The organism is Mesorhizobium cantuariense (assembly GCF_042647205.1).
GTDB classification, from domain to species: Bacteria; Pseudomonadota; Alphaproteobacteria; order Rhizobiales; family Rhizobiaceae; genus Mesorhizobium; species Mesorhizobium cantuariense.
The window spans coordinates 1141392-1159474 of record NZ_JBHRVD010000001.1 but is presented as its reverse complement, the minus strand read 5'-3'; the positions used below and the strand labels follow the sequence as shown (position 1 = coordinate 1159474).

Here is an 18083-nt window from a genome sequence, read left to right as displayed (position 1 = left end):
CCCGGCAACCAGAGAATATAGGTTGATAGTGCCTATACTGCAAGGCTGAAAAAGCCTAGCCGCCAAGTTGCGTCATGGCGGCATGCTGCAACTGTTTCACCGTAATTCGCTTGGTCGCCAGCAGGCGAGCGATCATGGCGGCGTGCGGTGGTATTTGCCGCTCGGCCAGTGCCCAAGAGCGTACCGTACGCGGAGCCACGCTTAGCAGTCGAGAGAAAGCCAATTGGGAAAGCGGGATGGCGGCGAGGCAAGCGCGGAATTCGGTTGCCGTCATCGGGACGTAAAGCATCATGATGCGAATCGATATCTCATGGTTGTCACTACATGTAGGCGAAATCGGCCTAATAAAAAAGCCCGGCGACATGTCCAGGCTGCTTTCCAATTATCTATTTCAGACGGCACAAGTCAGAAACAAAATACGGATAATTATCTGTTAATCCATTGAAAAAATACATATTTCTGCAGTAGGCGTTAGAGGAGCGAAATGGGTGGCGCAATTGGTGCGAGGTTGACTGCTCAATCCGGTTCGGCGCCTGGGGATGGAGCAAACAGCAGTGCGCCGGATTTGATTGCCGGCTCAAGTTGCCTGACTGCCCCGGCCAGCTTCTCGTCGATGACATGCAGATATTCGGTCCAGTCGCCGACGTGCCTGAGATCAGCCGCGCCGTCGGAAATGCCGCGCAGCCCGATCAGCGGGATGTCGAACAGCTGGCAGGCACGCAAGCAAGCGAAAGTCTCCATGTCGACCATATCGGCGGCGATCGCATCATAGGCCGCGCCGGTGATGACCGCGCCGCCGGTCGACAGCGTCGCCTCCCTTACATCAGGAATCCTAAACGGCAGCGGCACCGTCACCGGCAGGTCGAGGAAGGGCGTCGCCCCTTTCTCGAAACCGAGCGGCGAGGCGTCGATATCTCGGTAGCTGACCGAGATGGCTTGATAGATTTCCGCCTGCTCCAGCGTCCGGCTACCGGCTGAGCCGAGCGACACGACGAGATCCGGCAGCGCCTTCTGCGACTTCAGCCAGGACAGTTCGGCCGCCAGCCTGACGCCGGCCTCGACCGGTCCGACGCCGGTCATCAGCGGCGCGAACAGCTGTTTGAGGTGCGGGCCGTATTCGGCCTGCGCCGCCATGACGAAGAGGACGTCCTTGCCGCCAAGTCGCACAACGCTGCCCATCGGATCAGCCTTCTATGCCGTCACGGCCGACTACCGTCATCATGGTCCCGGTCATGGTGGCGATCAGCTTGGCCTCGCCATCCGCGGCGAAGGCATAGGCTTGGCCATCGGCGACGATGATGGTGCGGCCGGGCTTCGTCACCGAGCCGCGGAACAGGAAGCGCTCGCCGCGGCCGGGCGCCAGCAGATTGACCTTGAACTCGATGGTCAATACGCCGGAGTTTTCCGGCATCAGCGAGAAAGCGGCATAGCCGCAGGCCGAGTCCAGCGCCGTCGAAATGACGCCGGCATGCAGAAAGCCGTGCTGCTGGGTGAGTGCTGCCGAATAGGGCATCTCGATCTCGATGATGCCGGGCGTCACCAGCGTCAGCTCGGCGCCGATCGTCGCCATCGCTTTCTGGCGCGCGAAAGAGGTCCTGACGCGATCTTCATAGTCCGGGGCGGGTACGATCTTTGCTGCCATGGCCGCTGCCTTCCTTTATGCGGATAAGCTTATTGCAGAGGCATAGGCGGCAGGCAAATGCTTTTGCTGCACTGCAGCAATCGACCTCCCCCGCCGGCTGGTGGCACGCATCCATCAGGAATTGGCGATACCCAATCGGATTCAGGCCGACCTGCGCAACGCACAGAAGTAAAACCCGTCGGTACCGCTCAGCGCGGGCGACAGCGAGATGTCCCCTTTGGCACCGATGCGTGCGGCTGCCTCATGGCCAGGAAAACGGCTGTCCCAGAGCGCGCGATGATCTACCGGGACAAAACCGCTGTTGCGGTCCCGGAAGGCCGCGACCTGCTCACCATTCTCCTCATCGAAGACCGAGCAGGTGATGTAGACCAGCAGGCCGCCTGACTTGACATAGGCCTTGGCCGCATCGAGGATTGCGGACTGCTCACCCTTGCGGGCATCGAGCTGTCTTTGCGTCAGCCGCCATTTGGCATCGGGACGGCGCCGCCAGGTGCCACTGCCGGTGCAGGGCGCATCGACCAGCACGATGTCCATGTGGTTGCCGAGCGGGGCGAGTTCAGCCGGTTTTGTGACGATCTGGACATTGCGGTTTTCCGAGCGGCGGATGCGGTCGAAGATCGGCGCCAGCCGGGCCTTTTCGGCATCGTGGGCAAAGATCTGGCCACGATTGTCCATCGAAGCCGACAATGCCAGCGTCTTGCCGCCGGCGCCGGCGCAGAAATCCAGCACCTGCATGCCGGCTTCGGCCCCGGCAAGGGCGGCCGCCACCTGCGAGCCTTCGTCCTGGACCTCGAACCAGCCTTTCTGGAAAGCCGGCTCAGCCTGCACGTTCGGGTGCCTGCCGTCGCCGTCGATAGGCGGGATGCGGATACCCTGAGGGGCGATGGCGGCGGGTTTCGCGCCGGTTCCCGTCAGTTCGGCCAGCACCTTGTGGCGATTGGCCTGCAAGGTGTTGACCCTGAGATCGAGCGGCGGGCGTGTCGCCAGCGCGGCGCCTTCTTCGACCCAGGCGGGGCCAAAGGCTCGCTCGAAAAGCGGCGCGCACCAGTCGGGAACATCCGCCCGCACCGCGTCCGGCGCATCGGCAAGCCGGCGCTCGGCGGTTGCCTGAAGCTCGGCGGCGGTCAGCAGCGGCGGCGCGAACTTGTCGCCATCGAGCGCATCGTTGAGCGACTGGGCCGTCTGGCCCCATTCGAGCAGCAGTGCGCCGAAGCCGATGGCGCGCGGCGTGTCTTCGCCCAGCAGCCAGCCGGCGGAACGCTTGTGGCGCAAGGCGTCATAGACGATGTTGCCGATCGCCGCGCGGTCACCACCGCCGGCGAAGCGATGCGACAGGCCCCAATCCTTCAGCGCATCCGCCACCGGCCGATGGCGCCGGCCGATGTCTTCCAGCACTTCGATGGCCGCAGCCAGCCGTCCACCCAGTCGCATTCGTCATTCCATCAAATCGAGCACGTGATCTCTGAGCCTGCTCTTAGAGCCTTTTGGGGCTGGATTGAACCCCGCTTCCGCCTTGCGACGAACGAGGCAATCCTGATCGCGGCCGGCATCCAAAAGATGATTGTCCTCGGCGAGCGGTAACAGACAAATCAATAGATGAAAGCTCTCTAATGTTCGTAACTGGGGACTACAAGCACGCAATCTGGCGCAACTGCACTGCTTCCCAAGTTTTTCGCCAGGGAATACTCTTGCCGACATGATTCGCGGCGTGGAAAACGCGGACCGGCGGATCGCTACGAGGAGAGGGCAATGAAGACTTATCTGGCGGAAGTTCTAGGCACATTTCTATTGGTGTTCATCGGCACGGCGTCGGTGGTGACGGGCGGCTTCGGCGGTGCGCTGCCGCTTGGCCAGGAAGGCATCGGTCTGGCGTTCGGCATCGGCCTCATTGCGGCGGCCTATGCGATCGGACCGATTTCGGGCGCGCATCTCAATCCGGCGGTGACGCTGGGTGTCTTCCTCGCCGGCCGGCTACCGGCCAAGGACGTCATCCCCTACTGGATCGCGCAGATCATCGGCGGCGTCCTTGCTTCGCTGGCATTGTGGATCATCGTCTCCGGCCAGGTTGGCGGACACACCACCGGCTTCGGCGCCAATGGCTGGGACGTGGCAAAATGGGGTGTCAGCTCGGCATTCCTGTGGGAAGTGATCGGCACCTTCACCTTCGTCACCGTGATCCTGGGCGTCACGGCTGAAAAGCACTCAACGGCGTTCGCAGGGCTGGTCATCGGCCTGACGCTGGCGGGATTGCACTTCGCCATCATCCCGGTGACCGGCACGTCGCTCAATCCGGCCCGTTCGATCGGCCCGGCGCTGTTTTCGGGAACTGCGGCGATCGGCCAGCTCTGGCTGTTCATCGTTGCACCGTTGATCGGCGGCGCCATCGCCGGCGTCGTCGCCAAGGCGCGCATCTTCGAGAAGGACTGAGCTTTGGAAGGCTGAACACAAAAAGGCGCGGGCCAGATCCGCGCCTTTTTCTTTGGTGGATCCTCTCTTGGGTGGATTCTCTTGCCGTCAAAGCACCCGCGACAGGAACTCGCGGGTTCGCGGCGATACCGGATTGGCAATCATCTCGCGCGGAACGCCGCGTTCGATGATCACGCCGCCATCCATGAACACGAGCTGATCCCCGATCTCACGAGCAAAGCCGATCTCGTGGGTAACCACGACCATCGTCATGCCGCTTTCGGCCAGATCGCGCATGACCTGCAGCACCTCGCCAACGAGTTCGGGGTCGAGCGCCGATGTCGGCTCATCGAAGAGCAGGACCTTCGGCTTCATCGCCATCGCCCGGGCAATCGCCACACGCTGCTGCTGACCGCCGGACAGTTCCCTCGGATAGCGGTTGACCTTGTCCAGGAGACCGACGCGCCGGAGCAGTATCTCCGCTTCGGCCTTTGCCTGGTCCGGCGGGATGCGCCGCACCTGTGTCGGCGCCTCGATCAGGTTCTCCATCACGGTCATGTGCGAAAACAGGTTGAACGACTGGAACAGCATGCCGGTCTCGGCGCGCCGCTGGCAAAGCAGGTCGTCATTGACCTCGTAGAGCTTGTCGTCCCTGAGGTCGTAGCCGACGAACTGACTGTCGACGAGCAGGATGCCGGCGCTGAGCTTCTCGAGATGGTTGATGCAGCGCAGGAATGTGCTCTTGCCAGAACCCGAGGGGCCGATGATGCAGGCGACCGATCCGACAGGCACATCGAGATCGACACCTTTGAGGACCTCGAGCGGACCATAGGACTTTCGCACCCCGCGCGCGAAGACCATGGAGTCGGCTGGCACGCCGAAGCGGGCACGATTCTCTTCCTTCACATCGCTCATCGGGAAATGCCACGCAGGCTGATGACATTGCGCAGGAAGCGCATCGTCATGGGATCGCGGCGTGTGTCGCTGCGACCGAAATGGCGTTCCAGGAAATGCTGTCCCACCGACATGATGCTGACCACCGCGAGATACCAGAAGGCGACCACGATCAGGAGCGGGATCGTCTCGAAGGTGCGCGCATAGATGCTCTGGGCAGAATAGAACAGGTCGTCGACGGCGATGAACGTCACCAGCGAGGTCATCTTCAAAAGGTTGATGGCCTCATTGCCGGTTGGCGGCAGCACGAAGCGCATCGCCTGCGGCAGCGTGATGCGCTTCAGGATCATGCGGTAGGGCATGCCAAGCGCGCTCGCCGCCTCAGCCTGGCCAGATGGCACCGACTTGATGCCGGCCCTGATGATCTCGGCCATGTAGCCGGCCTCGCACAGGGAAAGGGCGACGACGGCGGAGAAGAATGGCGTCATGAAATCATTGGTGCGCACGGAAAACAGCGTGCCGACGAAGGGGATGGTCAAAGAGACTTCGCGCACGAGCAGCGACAGGTTGAACCAGAAGATCAGCTGTATCAGGGCCGGTACGCCACGGAAAAACCAGACGTACAGACCCGCGAAGGCACGCAGCACCGGGCTTGGCGACACGCGCATGATGGCAATGACCGTGCCGACAACGATCGCCAATATCATGATCACCGCGGTCAGCATCAAGGTGTTGCCGAGGCCGCGCATGACAGAGGGATGCAACAGGTAGCCCACCACCGTGGGCCAGGCAAAGGCAGGATTGCTGGCGAAGGCCCGGATGATGAGGAACGCCAAAAACAGGGCCAGCGCGGTGCCGACCCAGATGCCGTAGCGGCGCTGCGGCACGACGGTCAGGCGCGAAACCGCCTCGGCGACGCCTGGCTCGATGCGTATCTCGGTTGGGTGGGCCACGCCCATCGCTGGTTCTCCTGGTCTTCATCCGCAAACGGCGCCCGATACGAGACCGGGCGCCGACAGCCGCTATCGCATCAGCCCGAAAATCGATTTCGGAAAGCACGATCAAAGTCTTAGAACAAAGTGCGTCCAAATGGACAAACTTTGTTAGTCGGCGCGCAACGCCTCCATGCTGCCGACGAAATAGGGCTCCTTGATCGCGTAGGCGCCCATGCCATATTTGTCGAGAACAGCCTTGTAGGTGCCATTCTTGAACAGCTCGGAGAGTGCGCCCACCATCATGTCGGCGGTCTCCTTGTCGTCCTTGGCGATCGCCATGCCGAGCGGGGCGACTTCATAGAGGGTCGGCAGCACCACGAGTTGGCCCTTGCTCGTCACCTCGAAATAGCTCGATGCGGTCGCATCGTCCATGCGGGCGTCGACGCGGTCGGACAGCACCGCCTGGACGATATCCGTCGACGAGTTGAAGACCGATTTTTCGATCGCTGCCTGGCCCTTGCCGGTGCACTCCGTGCTCAGCTTGTCGACCAGGAAATCCGATGCGCTGCCTGCCGAAACACCGATCCGCTTGCCGCAGAGCGGGGTGTCGCCGCTGAAACTCGCCTTCTTGTCCGGCGACGTCGAAACAGCCAGGCCGGCCTTCAGGAACATGACAAAATCGACCTGCTTGAGCCGCTCGGGCGTGGCGGAGAACGTCTCCCAGGCGACCTTGAAACGGCCAGCCGCCAAGCCCGGTATCATCGAGGGGAAAGGTGTGCGCGCCACGTCCAGCTTGGCGCCGACCAGCTTGGCCACCTCACCGGCCAGTTCTATGATGATCCCGGTCTGCTTGCCGTCGGCGTCGAGATACTCGAACGGCGCATAGTCCAGCGTGTTGGCGACGGTCAGCATGCCGGTCCGCTGGACCTCAGCCGATTTCGTCACCTCGGCGGCGCCCGAAGGTCCGCCCCAGGCTACGGCAAGTGCGGCCAGCGCCAAACCTGCCATCTGCAAATGTGCTCTCATTTTCGTTCCCCTTTTTTGATTACAACGGTTCCTGCAGTCTGCTCTCCAATCCGGGCCTCGCGTCCGCACCGACGCAGCCGCGCATCGATCCGTCTATGAACTGGCTGTCTCCGCGGCCTTCTTCTTGCGGTAGTGGTAGTTCTTGTCGATGCGCTCCATCAGATAGTCGCCGTAAAGCACCGGCTCATATTTCGGCCGGCTACCGGCCGGCACGCAGACCGGCAGCGCTTCGATCGTTTCATCCATGGACGGGTCGAAGAAGAAGGGCTGGGAATAGCGCTCGCGCCCCGACCGGTTGATAACGCGATGCGGTGTCGAGACGAACTGGTCGTTCGACCAGCGCGCCAGGATGTCGCCGACATTCATCACGAAGGAGTCCGGGACCGGCGGCGCGGGAACCCAGTCGCCCGCCTTGTTCTTGACTTCCAGGCCGCCGACATTGTCCTGCGCGAGCAGCGTGATGAAGCCGTAATCGGTGTGTGGGGCCGAGCCGAAAAGCCCCTCTTCCTGGGGCTGCGTCGGATAGTGCAGCAACCGCAGGAAGGTCGTCGGCCGATCGAAATAGCGGTCGAGACTGTCGGTCGGAAGTCCAAGCGAAAGCGCGATAGCGCCGACCATCTTGCGGGCGAGCGTGCTCATCTCATCCACATAACGTTCAATCGTCAGCCTGAAGCCGGCGAGCGCCGCCTCGTCCGGCCACTGGTTGGGGCCCTGCAGCGGCTTGTCGGCCAATGCCCTGGGGTCGTCGGCCTCGACCTCGTGCATGAAGAAGATCGATTCGCTCTGGTTCGGCTTGCTCACGGTCGCCACCGACGACGTCACGATGGTCGAGCCAGCAAAGGGCAGATAGCCGCGGAAATTCCTGTCGATCTTCAGCGCCAGTTTCTGCTCCTCGGGCAGAGCGAAGAAGCGCTTGCTGGCTTCGCGAACCGCCTCGACGTCGGCACGCGGGATCGGGTGCCCGACGACATAGAGGAAGCCGATCGTCTCGAGATGCCGGCGCAATGTCGTCGCCGTCGCGGCGATCGCATCCTGGTCGCCGCCGTAAAGCGCCGACACGTCGAGGATCGGAATTTCGGAAAAGTCGCCGCGTGCGTCCATTCGAACACCTTGTCTTGAACATAAGATACAGTACTGTATTTCTACACATCCAAATCGCCTCAGCAATAGGCTTTCGAGCGCAACGGGAAAATCGCGGCACAATGGCACCACGCAAGATAATCATCGACACCGATCCTGGTCAGGACGACGCGTTCGCGATCCTTTTCGCGCTTGGTTCGCCAGCCGAACTCGAGGTGGTCGGCATCACGACGGTCGGCGGCAACGTGCCACTCGCCTTGACGGCCAAGAACGCGCTCAAGGTCGTGGAATTGGCCGGGCGGCCCGATGTGCCGGTCTATGCCGGCTGCCCGGCGCCGATGGTGCGCAAGCTGATCACGGCCGAATATGTTCACGGCGAAACGGGCCTCGATGGCGCCGATCTGCCCGAACCCGTCACGCCGCTGCAGAGCGAGCACGCGGTCAACTATTTGGTGCGCACGATCATGGACGCGCCGGAAGGCGAGTTGACCGTCTGTACGCTCGGCCCGATGACCAACCTGGCCATGGCCATGACCATGGAGCCGAGGATCATTCCCCGGCTACGCGAAGTCGTGCTGATGGGCGGCGGCTTTTTTCAGGGCGGCAATGCCACGCCTGCCGCGGAATTCAACATCTTCGTCGATCCGCATGCCGCGCACAAAGTGTTCGACAGCGGCGTGCCGGTCACGATGGCCGGCATCGACTGCACCTACACCGCCCTGATGACGCCTGAATGGCTCGACGCCCTGCGTGCCACCGGCAGTCGCGCGGCGATCGAGGCCGCCAATCTGGCCGACTTCTATCGCCAATACGGCACCCATAAATTCGCGACGGCGGCTCGCCCCATCCACGATGCGTGCGTCACCGGTTACCTACTGGCTCCCGAGATCTACGAGCAGCGCCAGTGCGCCGTGACGGTCGATATCGTCTCGCCGGAGACCATAGGCATGACCGTCGTCGACTGGTGGCACGTCACCGGCCGCCGCAAGAACTGCAACGTCCTGCGCCGGATCGATCCGGCTCCGTTCTTCGCGCTGATGCTGGAGCGGATCAGTGCACTGCCCTGAAAATGCGTGTCCGGCGATAGACGGTGACACGGAGAATTGCGAAGCAGTCACGGGTCGGTTCGATTGGCGAATCGGCCATGCGCGTTGCGCGCGGCAACGAAGGTCTCGAATTCCATGAACGGGAAAGGCGCGCTGGCGAAAACGAAAAGACCGCCTCGACCGGCGGCGCGATCAAAAGCGGCGCGGCAGACGCTCAGCCGTGAGGCCTGGATCGCAGCGGCGCGCAAAGTGCTCGAAAAGCGCGGCATCGGTGAGGTCAAGATCGACCGCCTGGCGCAGCAACTGAAGGTCACGCGCGGCAGCTTCTATTTCCATTTTGCCAGCCTGGCGGACCTGCGTGGCGGCCTCTTGCAGGAATGGCGAAACAGCAACTGCGCGCCGTTCTGGGCAATGCGCGAGATCCGCGACATCGACGGCCTGCAGTTCTTCACCGACATCGTACATGTCTGGGTGGATGAAGCCCCTTTCAGTCCCCTGCTTGACCTGGCCGTGCGCGATTGGTCGCGGACATCGAAAAAGCTCGCCCAGGAGGTCAAGGATATCGACGATCTGCGCATCGAGCTGCTCATCCGGTCGTTCCGCGCCATGGGCTATTCGCAGGACGAGAGCATCGTGCGGGCGCGCATCACCTATTTCCACCAGATCGGCCAGTACGCGCTGTCCTTCAAGGAGGACCCGGCCGTGCGCCGCCGCTACCAGCCGCTGTTCGGAGAAGTGCTGCTCGGACCGCTTGTGCAGGAACCTGGTACGGCGCCGAGGCCGACGGAGATGCGGGGGGGACGGCGTTAGGACCTCCAGATGCGCGAGGAAACAGTCGCACCGTCTGCGATGGCTTGGGTCGCGTTCTGGTGGGGACGTAGCAGAAAATAGAATGCGGCGACGTGCGTGATCATCAACAGCGGCACGTAGAGGATCGGGATCGCGTAGGCGGCGCCCAGTTCCCCCGCATGTGCAGGAAGGCCGACCTGGATGGCGTGGTAATAGTCGACGACGAGCTCGACCGTCCCGACGAGATTGAAGGCGACGACCAACGGCCAGAACAGCCGAGGTAGCCTCACCGTGAGCAGCGCCAGCATGGCCAGCAGCCCTGTCGCAAAGTCACCATAGGCGGCGAACACGGTGAAGTCGGCTGGGAGATTGGGGCTTACGACGCCCGGCAGGATGAAGACGAGCCCGAAGAAGCGGAAGCTGTGCAGGGTGGCGATGGCACGTTGCGCCGCGACCCGGTCCATTGAGCTCAGCCGCGGCAGACCGTATGCGCCGAAGCAAAGCAGCCACGCGACGTAGCCTAGAACGAGATGGGTTTGGAACAGCATTCCCGTGGACATTTGGCCTCCTGTCAGAAGCTGGTTCACGCGGCCCCTGCTTCGGTCGGTTACCTCTAAGCCCGCTTCCATAGTTCGACTATCCGCTGTAATCACAACAACCTATGAAGCAGAACTACACAGTCCGACACGGTGCGCTGGAGGGCGTCGAGGTGTTCCTGGCAGTCGCCAGGCGCCGCAACTTTCGCCGGGCCGCCGCCGATCTCGGCGTAACGCCATCCGCCGTGAGCCAGGCGGTGCGCACGCTGGAAGCCCGCATGGGTGCGGCGCTGTTCGTCCGCACGACGCGGAGTGTCGGGTTGACCGAGGCTGGTCAGCGGTTCCTCGACCGTGCCGGCCCTGCCTTCGAGGAGCTCGTCGCGGCAGGCGAGGCCGCGCGTGATGTCGGCCAACGGCCGACCGGTCTGTTGCGCCTGTCCGTACCTCGCGCCGTCGTGCCGTTGATCCTGGAGCCGATGATCGCGTCGTTCTGCCAAGCCTATCCCGAGATCGAACTGGAGATCGCCGCGAGCGACGAGATGGTCGATCTCGCGGCCGGCGGGTTCGATGCCGGCATCCGCCTTGGCCAGTTCATCGCGCCCGACATGGTCGCTGTGCGGCTGACGCCGTCGTTTCCGTTCGTTGTCGTCGGCAGCCCGGACTATCTCGAGCGCCACGGCAACCCCGAGCATGTCGAGGATCTGCGCCACCACGCCTGCCTGCGCTTGCGCCGTTCGAACGGCGCCATCGCGCCCTGGTCCTTCGCCGATGGCAACGGAACGATCGAGGCGATGGTCTCCGGCCCACTCATCGCGCACGACTATCCGACGTTGCTTGGCGCCGCGATGCAGGGCATTGGGCTGGCGCAGACGCCTCGACCCGTCGCCGAAGGTCCGATCGCCCAGGGAAAACTCAGATCGGTGCTGGACGGGTCGCCGCCACGACGCCGGGCGTCTTCCTCTATCATCCCGGCAAACGCCAGATCCTGCCGAAGCTGCGCGCCTTCATCGACCACCTCAAATCCGCGGCGTGAGGCCTCGGCTTCTGGCGAAGCGGACAAATCGAGGCGCGCCCTGCCCTCAAGCCGTCTTCTGCACCACCAGCCCCCGTTCCTCGGCCATCGCATTGCGCATCAGGAACTTCTGCGGCTTGCCGGTCACCGTCATTGGCAATTCGGTGCGGAAGCGGAAACGCCATCTCAGGCAAAGGGCGGTCGTCTGCAGTTCGCTATCGGTTTCCAGGCTGATGAACCCAAGCAGTCCGTTGACGACCGGTCTCGTCGCCGCATCTAATTGCCAGCCTGAGCCAAAGTTTTCATGGTACAAATATAAGAAATAAATAAGTAAAAAATACCACGATATGAACCGTACCCGTCAAAAACGTTGTTCTTTCGGTACTAAAGCTCACGTTGCATATGAAGAGCGCTAAAATCAAAAGCACTGTGTCAGTCGCTGGAAGCCCCAGGGTTAACCCTCTTCCCGTCAGCAGGCTGGCGGCTGCGACCGCCGGTATTGTCAAACCAATTGTAGCGCAAGCGGAACCCATCGCGACATTCAAACCGCGTTGCAGCTCATTGTTGAGTGAAGCGCGAACCGCCGAAATGGCCTCTGGCATCAAAACCAGCCCGGCGATCAATGCCCCCACAATACTGTCAGCCTGTGTCACCTGATAGGCAACGAGCGTATTTTCAACACTTGCGGCGACTTGCTCGGCGAGCATGACAATGCCAATCAGCCCGATTAACAGGAGCAAAGTGCTGGCAGAGATGCTTTCGTGAGGGGCAGTCCGCAGCGAAACGCCGTGCGCCTGCCCTTCGATAAAGTCGTCTCGGTGCCGGACAGTCTGCGCGAACACAAAACTTGCATAAAGCAGCACCGAAAGCACGCTCACAAAGCCAAGTTGAGCTGCTGAAAATGTGCCCGGCCCCGTAGTTTGTGTGTAGGTTGGCAGAATAAGCGTCATGATGGTCAGTGCGATCAGAACCGCCAAATATGCGCTGGTCCCTTGTCGAACAATTGCCTGCTTGCGATGACGCCAGCCGCCAAGCGCGAGACACGTGCCGACAACGCCGGTAGATGTAATCATCACCGTTGAAAAGACGGACTCACGTGCAAGCGTAGGGTTGTTCTCTCCATGCAGCATCATGGAAACGATGATCGACACCTCGATTGCCGTCACGGCAAAAGTCAGCACCAATGTGCCGTAGGGCTCTCCTACACGCCGAGCCACCGCCTCGGCGTGGTCGAGCACCACGAAAATGGTGGTGAACATTATCGCACTCGAAAGCGCTCCGACGAGTATCCTGACGCTCAGCGAACCTTCGTCTGCCGACAGCCCGCCTGCCCTGACTGCAACAGCCATCGCCAAGGCGGCCATGGGCATCGCATAAGAAACCACCGATCGTCTGAAACCACTCATTCAAGCCCCTATGCGTTTCTGCGAACCTTGCGGAAAACCCATGTGGAGTGTGTGGAGCACCTTGGAGAATATCCGGCAGGCCCCGACGGCCGGCGTTCGCCCCCCTCACAAACAACGCGCTCCAAATGATGCCGCAGGATCGCGACCTGGCTGAACTCAGCGCCCCGGACAAATCGAAGCGCCGCCTTCGCTCACGCCGTCTTCTGCGTCACCAGCCCCAGCTCCTCGACCATCGCTTCGCGCATCAAGAATTTTTGCGGTTTGCCGGTCACCGTCATCGGCAATTCGGTGCGGAATCGGATGTGGCGCGGGATTTTGTAGTGGGCGATCTGGCCGGCGCAGAAATTTTTGATCTCCTGCTCGGTGGCGATCTGGCCGGGCTTGAGCACGATCCAGGCGCACAACTCCTCGCCATATTTGGCGTCGGGAATGCCGAACACCTGCACTTCCCTGACCTTGGGATGGCGGTACAAAAATTCCTCGACCTCGCGCGGATAGACGTTCTCGCCGCCGCGGATGACCATGTCCTTGACCCGGCCGACAATGTTGCAATAGCCCTCGGCGTCGATGGTGGCGAGATCGCCGGTGTGCATCCAGCCGTCGGCGTCGATCGCCTCGCGGGTCTTATCGTCGTCGTCCCAGTAACCCTTCATCACCGAATAGCCGCGCGTGCAAAGCTCGCCCGGCGCGCCGACGGCGACGGTGGCGCCATCGGCATCGACCGCCTTGACCTCGACATGCGGGTGGATGCGGCCGACGGTCGAGACGCGCTTTTCCAGCGGGTCGTCGACGCCGCTCTGAAACGAGACCGGGCTGGTTTCGGTCATGCCATAGGCGATGGTCACCTCTTCCATGTGCATCAGCGACACCACCTTCTTCATCACTTCGATCGGGCAGGGCGAGCCGGCCATGATGCCGGTGCGCAGGCTGGAGAGATCGAAGGATGAAAAATCCGGATGATCGAGGAGTGCGACAAACATGGTCGGCACGCCGTAGAGCCCGGTGCAGCGTTCCTGAGCCACCGCCTTCAGCGTCGCGCCGGCATCGAACCCCTCGCCCGGGAACACCATGGTTGCGCCCTTCGTGACGCAGCCCATCGTGCCCATCGACATGCCGAAGCAGTGATAGAGCGGCACCGGGATGCACAGCCGGTCGTCGACGGTCAGCCTGATCGCCGAGGTGACGAAATTGCCGTTGTTGACGATGTTGTTGTGGGTCAGCGTCGCGCCTTTGGGGGCTCCTGTGGTGCCGGACGTGAACTGGATGTTGATGGCGTCGCCGGGCTTCAGCCCCTCCGAGATGCGGTCGAGGCTGTCATGCTCATCGCGCCCGGCCATGGCCAGCACATCACCGAAATTGAACATGCCGGGCGAGTTCTCGTCACCCATGCGGATGACGATCTTCAGCGCCGGCAGTTTTTGCGCCTTGAGCTTGCCGGGCGTGGCCTTGGCGATCTCCGGCGCCAGCGTCTCGATCATGCCGAGATAGTCCGACGTCTTGAACTTGGCCGCCGTGACCAGCGCCTTGCAGCCGACCTTGTTCAAGGCGTATTCGAATTCGGTCAGCCGGTAGGCGGGGTTGATGTTGACCAGGATCAGGCCGATGCGGGCGGTGGCGAATTGCGTCACCAGCCATTCCCAGCGGTTGGGCGACCAGATGCCGACGCGATCGCCCTTTTCCAGGCCAAGTGCGAGGAAACCGGCGGCCAGAGCGTCGACCGTGTCCGACAGTTCGCTCCAGGTGAAGCGCTTGTCCTGGTCGACGAAGACGGCGGCGTCTTGCGTGGCATATTTGCTGGCTGTGTCGGAAAACAGCGCGGGAATTGTCGTGTTGAGCAGCGGCACATTGCGCTCGCCTGAGACATGCGCCTTGCCGTCGACGGGTGCGACGAAGACACCGCCGCTGCGCGCTCCACGCCCACGCAGATTGGAGGCATTCTTCAGCTCGTCGAGATTGACTGGCATCGCTCTCTCCTCCCGGGACTGGCCGAGCCTATCAGCCTGCCGGGATGGAGGAAATCCCGTCGATGGTACTGGACGATCCCCTCCCCCTTGAGGGGAGGGTGGACAGCCGCCGAAGGCGGATGGACGGGTGGGTCATTGCGGCAGTGCTCGACGTGGGGCGACCCCACCCGCCTCGCTTCGCGAGGCACCCTCCCCTCAAGGGCATATGCGCTAAGATAGGTGTTGCAGTGGGGAATCGGTTGTGATTCTACGCTGCGATGACTCACGAATCGCTTGTAGATGACGGCTGGGCCGAGACGATTGAGCTCCTCGGCGGTGAAGAGTTGATTGCAGGGAGTGCCCGCGAGACGAAGGCGTTTCTGCGGCCGCGGGGCGTCAGGTCGGCTACTGATCTGTTGCGCCTGACACTGGCTTACTGCCTTGGCAAGGTGGGCATGCGGGGCGTCGTGGCCTGGGCGGCGGCAAGCGGGATCGCCGACATCTCGGACGTGGCGTTGCTCGGCCGGCTGCGCAATGCAGGGCCGTGGCTGCAGCAGTTGATCGGGCACCTTTTGAAGCGCGAGGAGGAAGGCTTGCCTAAGGGCCGGCTGATCCGCATCCTCGATGCGACATCGGTTGCCAAGGCGGGTGTGCATGAGAAGAAGAACAATGGCCTTTGGCGTATGCACTGCGCCTTCGATCTTGAGCGCGAGCAGTTCGATTTCCTCGAGATCACCGACCAGAGCGAGGCCGAGCTGATCGACCGCGTGCCGGTGGTGCCGGGCGAGATCCGCATCGGCGACCGCGCCTATCTGCAGGCCGAGCGGATCGCAAAGGTCATGGCGCAAGACGGCGACGTTGTCGTGCGCGCGCCGTGGAAGAATGTGCGATGGCTCGACGCCAACGGCAAGGCGTTCGATCTCATCGGCCACCTGAAGAGCTGCCGGGAGGAGGTCATCGAAACGCCTGTCTGGCTGGGCCTCAAGAAGGGCGAGCCCCTGAAGATGCGCCTGATCGCCTTGCGCAAATCCGAGGCTGCGACACAAGAAGCGCGGCGCAAAATCAACAAGGAAGCCAAGGCCAAGGGCAAGCAGGTTCAACCGGAGACGCTGATTGCCGCCGGCTTTGTCATCCTTGTGACCTCGCTTGACCAGGAGGAGTTTCCCTCCGGCACAGTTCTCAAGCTCTATCGCATGCGCTGGCGCATCGAGCTCGCCTTCAAGCGTCTGAAGAGCCTGATCGGACTGCGCGCGCCTCCAGCCAAAGACCCAAGGATCGCAAAGCCTTGGATTCTTGCCCACTTCCTCATCGCGCTTGTGACCGAACCCCTTTCGCAGGAGTTGGGTGTCTCTCCCCCTTGAGCGACGGGCGCCCGCTGCTGTGGCGCGCCACCCGCCAGATCGTCGCCTCTCTGATCGCAGCGATCTTTGCTCAACCTCCCTTGGCAGCCCTGCGCCAAAATCTCCATGCCTTGCGACATCGATGGCGTGAGCCACCACGAAAGCGCAAATTTCAGTCCATGCCGAAGCTATCTTAGCGCATATGCCCTTGTGGGGGAGGGAGGGCGCTCATCTTCGCAGTGATGTCACGCAATATGGCTTCATCCGCGGCGGAACGATCTTTCTTCGACGCCACGAGACAGGCCTGCGAGCGCAGGACGAGGCCATCGCCGAGCACCTTGAGATGATTGGCGCGCAGCGTCGAGCCTGACGTGGTGATGTCGACGATGACATCGGCCAGTCCCGCCGCCGGCGCGCCTTCGGTGGCGCCGAGGCTTTCGACGATGCGATAGACCTGGATGCCGTGCTTCTGCGAGAAGAATTGCTGGGTCAACCGCCAATATTTGGTGGCAATGCGCAGCCGTCTGCCGTGGCGTTGGCGAAAATCGGCGGCGACGTCGTCGAGGTCGGCCATGGTGTCGACGTCGAGCCAGATGTCGGGCACGGCCACCACGACATCGGCATTGCCGAAGCCGAGACGGGCGACGATTTCGGCGCGGCTCTCCCAGTCGGCAAGGTTTTCACGCACCAGATCTTCGCCGGTGATGCCGAGATCGACCGCACCCTGGCCGATCTCGCCGGCAATCTCGGAAGCCGATAGGAACGCCACTTCGACATTGTTCAGGCCTTCGACGCGGGCGTGGTACTTGCGCTCGTCGCCGGGCAGACTGACGGCGAGCCCTGCTTTGGCCAGCACCTCCAGAGCCTGGTCCTTGAGCCGGCCTTTCGAGGGAATCGCCAGCGTGATCATGGCACCTTCTCCCGCAGTGCTTCGATGCGGTCGAGCCAGACGGAAAAGCCGACGCCGGGGATCGGCCTCTTCGCGCCGAGCAAGGTCAGCAGCCGGTCATAACGGCCGCCACCGGCCAACGGCCGGTCGCCATTGTCAGCCGCGATTTCGAAGACGAGGCCAGTATAATAGTCGAGCGGACGGCCGAAGGCGGCGTCGTAACGGATGTTTCCGGCCGGCAGGCCGTGCGCCTCGATCGCCTTGGCGCGGGCGGCGAATTTCTCCAGCGCGGTATCAAGCGAAAGCCTGGCATCGCTGGCGAAGGAATCCAGCGCCTGGGCCGCGTCATCGAGCGGCACGTCGATCGCCAGAAAATCCTTCAACGCCGCGAAGGCCTCGTTCGACAGCCGCACGCTGCGCAACTCGGCTTTCTCGATCAGCCGCCGGGCGATGTCGGACGGCGCGCGTCCGGCGGACGCCGACAGGCCGGCCTCTTCCATGCCACTGGTGATGTGCGCGGAAAGGCCTTCCAGGTTTCCGTCGAGGACAAGGGCGGCGACCGGCCCGGAGAGCTGGCTGTTGCGCGGCGGGTTGGCGAGATCGGCGAGTGCCGCCTCAAGCATCAGCGCCGAGCCGAAGGCGCGGGCAAGGCGCATGCGCCAGCCGCGCGGCAGCCCGAGGGCAGCCAGAACAGCCTCGAAAATGGTCTGGTCGCCGAGCGTGATCGCCAGTGCCTGGCCAGGCAGCACCAGCGACAGCAGCGCGTGCGCGTCGGCAAGCGAGCGGGCATCGGCCTCAGCGGTGTCGCGGTCACCGAGATCCTCGATGCCTGCCTGGAAGAACTCGTTGCCGCCTTCGCGGCGCTGGCGAAACACCTCGCCGAGATAGGAATAACGGCGTGGCGTGCCGGCCTGCGAACTTATGTGATCAAGGCAGACCGGAATGGTGAACTCCGGCCGCAGGCACAATGTCTGGCCGGTCTCGCTTTCGGTCAGGAAAATCCGGCGGCGCAAATCCTCGCCTGCCATGTCGAGGAACGGGTCGGCCGGCTGCAGTATGGCGACCTCGACGGCGTGCGTGTTGCGCGTGGCGAAGAGGTTTATGATGTCGGTAGAGATAGCGGGGTAGCGGGAGGTCAT

General features: G+C 62.5%; 18 protein-coding genes and 1 pseudogene. 5 read left to right on the top strand and 14 right to left on the bottom strand.

Features of this window, described 5'->3' with window-relative positions:
- Positions 1-55: 55 nt before the first annotated feature.
- The 4 genes from ACFOJ9_RS05470 to ACFOJ9_RS05455 form a co-directional block, all read right to left on the bottom strand.
- The gene (locus ACFOJ9_RS05470; protein WP_378977428.1) at positions 56-382 is read right to left on the bottom strand and encodes a helix-turn-helix domain-containing protein; all 327 of its coding nucleotides are present in this window, start codon (positions 380-382) and stop codon (positions 56-58) included.
- A gap of 134 nt (positions 383-516) precedes the next feature.
- Positions 517-1179: a 5'-methylthioadenosine/S-adenosylhomocysteine nucleosidase gene (locus tag ACFOJ9_RS05465; RefSeq protein ID WP_378977426.1), complete on the bottom strand. Its 663-nt coding sequence runs from the start codon at positions 1177-1179 to the stop codon at positions 517-519.
- A gap of 4 nt (positions 1180-1183) precedes the next feature.
- On the bottom strand, positions 1184-1642 hold the full coding sequence (locus ACFOJ9_RS05460) for a PaaI family thioesterase (RefSeq protein ID WP_013530371.1): 459 nt from the start codon (positions 1640-1642) through the stop codon (positions 1184-1186).
- A 141-nt stretch (positions 1643-1783) separates the two neighbouring features.
- On the bottom strand, positions 1784-3073 hold the full coding sequence (locus ACFOJ9_RS05455) for an RsmB/NOP family class I SAM-dependent RNA methyltransferase (protein WP_378977424.1): 1290 nt from the start codon (positions 3071-3073) through the stop codon (positions 1784-1786).
- Between the two features lie 318 nt (positions 3074-3391).
- On the opposite strand from ACFOJ9_RS05455, the gene ACFOJ9_RS05450 reads away from it, so the two are divergent.
- Positions 3392-4069 (top strand): MIP family channel protein, encoded by a 678-nt coding sequence (locus tag ACFOJ9_RS05450; protein ID WP_109669950.1) that lies wholly within the window; start codon positions 3392-3394, stop codon positions 4067-4069.
- 87 nt (positions 4070-4156) lie between these two features.
- On the opposite strand, the gene ACFOJ9_RS05445 is transcribed toward ACFOJ9_RS05450, so the two are convergent.
- From ACFOJ9_RS05445 to ACFOJ9_RS05430, 4 genes are all read right to left on the bottom strand, one after another.
- Positions 4157-4963: an amino acid ABC transporter ATP-binding protein gene (locus ACFOJ9_RS05445; RefSeq protein WP_378977422.1), complete on the bottom strand. Its 807-nt coding sequence runs from the start codon at positions 4961-4963 to the stop codon at positions 4157-4159.
- Complete coding sequence (locus ACFOJ9_RS05440; RefSeq protein ID WP_378977420.1) at positions 4960-5901, bottom strand: amino acid ABC transporter permease; 942 nt, start codon at positions 5899-5901, stop codon at positions 4960-4962. The genes ACFOJ9_RS05445 and ACFOJ9_RS05440 overlap by 4 nt, the downstream gene beginning before the upstream one ends.
- A gap of 144 nt (positions 5902-6045) precedes the next feature.
- Positions 6046-6903: an ABC transporter substrate-binding protein gene (locus ACFOJ9_RS05435; protein ID WP_378977418.1), complete on the bottom strand. Its 858-nt coding sequence runs from the start codon at positions 6901-6903 to the stop codon at positions 6046-6048.
- Between the two features lie 93 nt (positions 6904-6996).
- Positions 6997-8004, bottom strand: coding sequence for an isopenicillin N synthase family dioxygenase (locus ACFOJ9_RS05430; RefSeq protein WP_378977416.1), 1008 nt, complete (start codon positions 8002-8004; stop codon positions 6997-6999).
- Positions 8005-8105: 101 nt separating this feature from the next.
- On the opposite strand from ACFOJ9_RS05430, the gene ACFOJ9_RS05425 reads away from it, so the two are divergent.
- Positions 8106-9050, top strand: a complete 945-nt coding sequence (locus tag ACFOJ9_RS05425; protein ID WP_378977414.1) for a nucleoside hydrolase — start codon at positions 8106-8108, stop codon at positions 9048-9050.
- A 114-nt stretch (positions 9051-9164) separates the two neighbouring features.
- Entirely contained in the window at positions 9165-9839 is a 675-nt protein-coding gene (locus ACFOJ9_RS05420; protein WP_378977412.1) for a TetR/AcrR family transcriptional regulator, read from the top strand.
- Here the strand turns inward: ACFOJ9_RS05420 and ACFOJ9_RS05415 are convergent.
- On the bottom strand, positions 9836-10378 hold the full coding sequence (locus ACFOJ9_RS05415) for a hypothetical protein (RefSeq protein ID WP_378977410.1): 543 nt from the start codon (positions 10376-10378) through the stop codon (positions 9836-9838). The genes ACFOJ9_RS05420 and ACFOJ9_RS05415 overlap by 4 nt on opposite strands.
- A 101-nt stretch (positions 10379-10479) precedes the next feature.
- Between ACFOJ9_RS05415 and ACFOJ9_RS05410 the strand changes: the two are divergent.
- Positions 10480-11387, top strand: a pseudogene (locus ACFOJ9_RS05410) (LysR substrate-binding domain-containing protein).
- A gap of 46 nt (positions 11388-11433) precedes the next feature.
- Here the strand turns inward: ACFOJ9_RS05410 and ACFOJ9_RS05405 are convergent.
- The 3 genes from ACFOJ9_RS05405 to ACFOJ9_RS05395 all read right to left on the bottom strand — a co-directional run bounded on the left by ACFOJ9_RS05405 (position 11434) and on the right by ACFOJ9_RS05395 (position 14736).
- Entirely contained in the window at positions 11434-11679 is a 246-nt protein-coding gene (locus ACFOJ9_RS05405; RefSeq protein ID WP_378977408.1) for a hypothetical protein, read from the bottom strand.
- Complete coding sequence (locus tag ACFOJ9_RS05400; protein ID WP_378977406.1) at positions 11669-12772, bottom strand: calcium:proton antiporter; 1104 nt, start codon at positions 12770-12772, stop codon at positions 11669-11671. Before ACFOJ9_RS05400 ends, ACFOJ9_RS05405 begins: the two co-directional genes overlap by 11 nt.
- Before the next feature lie 191 nt (positions 12773-12963).
- Positions 12964-14736, bottom strand: a complete 1773-nt coding sequence (locus ACFOJ9_RS05395; protein ID WP_378977404.1) for an AMP-binding protein — start codon at positions 14734-14736, stop codon at positions 12964-12966.
- Between the two features lie 257 nt (positions 14737-14993).
- Here ACFOJ9_RS05395 and ACFOJ9_RS05390 point away from each other — a divergent pair, with 257 nt between their 5' ends.
- Positions 14994-16076: a transposase gene (locus tag ACFOJ9_RS05390; RefSeq protein WP_056580349.1), complete on the top strand. Its 1083-nt coding sequence runs from the start codon at positions 14994-14996 to the stop codon at positions 16074-16076.
- Positions 16077-16248: 172 nt separating this feature from the next.
- Here ACFOJ9_RS05390 and hisG read toward each other — a convergent pair whose 3' ends face one another.
- Together hisG and ACFOJ9_RS05380 are read right to left on the bottom strand one after the other, a co-directional pair.
- Positions 16249-16965: an ATP phosphoribosyltransferase gene (hisG, locus tag ACFOJ9_RS05385; protein ID WP_378977402.1), complete on the bottom strand. Its 717-nt coding sequence runs from the start codon at positions 16963-16965 to the stop codon at positions 16249-16251.
- Complete coding sequence (locus ACFOJ9_RS05380) at positions 16962-18083, bottom strand: ATP phosphoribosyltransferase regulatory subunit (protein WP_378977400.1); 1122 nt, start codon at positions 18081-18083, stop codon at positions 16962-16964. The genes hisG and ACFOJ9_RS05380 overlap by 4 nt, the downstream gene beginning before the upstream one ends.

Excerpts from the sequence above, each read along its gene's own strand:
- ACFOJ9_RS05435 (WP_378977418.1), bottom strand. The coding sequence starts at position 6,903 with ATGAGAGCACATTTGCAGATGGCAGGTTTGGCGCTGGCCGCACTTGCC.
- ACFOJ9_RS05430 (WP_378977416.1), bottom strand. The coding sequence starts at position 8,004 with ATGGACGCACGCGGCGACTTTTCCGAAATTCCGATCCTCGACGTGTCG.
- ACFOJ9_RS05400 (WP_378977406.1), bottom strand. The coding sequence starts at position 12,772 with ATGAGTGGTTTCAGACGATCGGTGGTTTCTTATGCGATGCCCATGGCC.
- ACFOJ9_RS05420 (WP_378977412.1), top strand. The coding sequence starts at position 9,165 with ATGAACGGGAAAGGCGCGCTGGCGAAAACGAAAAGACCGCCTCGACCG.
- ACFOJ9_RS05450 (WP_109669950.1), top strand. The coding sequence starts at position 3,392 with ATGAAGACTTATCTGGCGGAAGTTCTAGGCACATTTCTATTGGTGTTC.
- ACFOJ9_RS05395 (WP_378977404.1), bottom strand. The coding sequence starts at position 14,736 with ATGCCAGTCAATCTCGACGAGCTGAAGAATGCCTCCAATCTGCGTGGG.
- ACFOJ9_RS05425 (WP_378977414.1), top strand. The coding sequence starts at position 8,106 with ATGGCACCACGCAAGATAATCATCGACACCGATCCTGGTCAGGACGAC.
- ACFOJ9_RS05415 (WP_378977410.1), bottom strand. The coding sequence starts at position 10,378 with ATGTCCACGGGAATGCTGTTCCAAACCCATCTCGTTCTAGGCTACGTC.
- ACFOJ9_RS05390 (WP_056580349.1), top strand. The coding sequence starts at position 14,994 with ATGACTCACGAATCGCTTGTAGATGACGGCTGGGCCGAGACGATTGAG.
- ACFOJ9_RS05455 (WP_378977424.1), bottom strand. The coding sequence starts at position 3,073 with ATGCGACTGGGTGGACGGCTGGCTGCGGCCATCGAAGTGCTGGAAGAC.
- ACFOJ9_RS05440 (WP_378977420.1), bottom strand. The coding sequence starts at position 5,901 with ATGGGCGTGGCCCACCCAACCGAGATACGCATCGAGCCAGGCGTCGCC.
- ACFOJ9_RS05465 (WP_378977426.1), bottom strand. The coding sequence starts at position 1,179 with ATGGGCAGCGTTGTGCGACTTGGCGGCAAGGACGTCCTCTTCGTCATG.
- ACFOJ9_RS05380 (WP_378977400.1), bottom strand. The coding sequence starts at position 18,083 with ATGACCTCCCGCTACCCCGCTATCTCTACCGACATCATAAACCTCTTC.
- ACFOJ9_RS05445 (WP_378977422.1), bottom strand. The coding sequence starts at position 4,963 with ATGAGCGATGTGAAGGAAGAGAATCGTGCCCGCTTCGGCGTGCCAGCC.
- ACFOJ9_RS05460 (WP_013530371.1), bottom strand. The coding sequence starts at position 1,642 with ATGGCAGCAAAGATCGTACCCGCCCCGGACTATGAAGATCGCGTCAGG.
- hisG (WP_378977402.1), bottom strand. The coding sequence starts at position 16,965 with ATGATCACGCTGGCGATTCCCTCGAAAGGCCGGCTCAAGGACCAGGCT.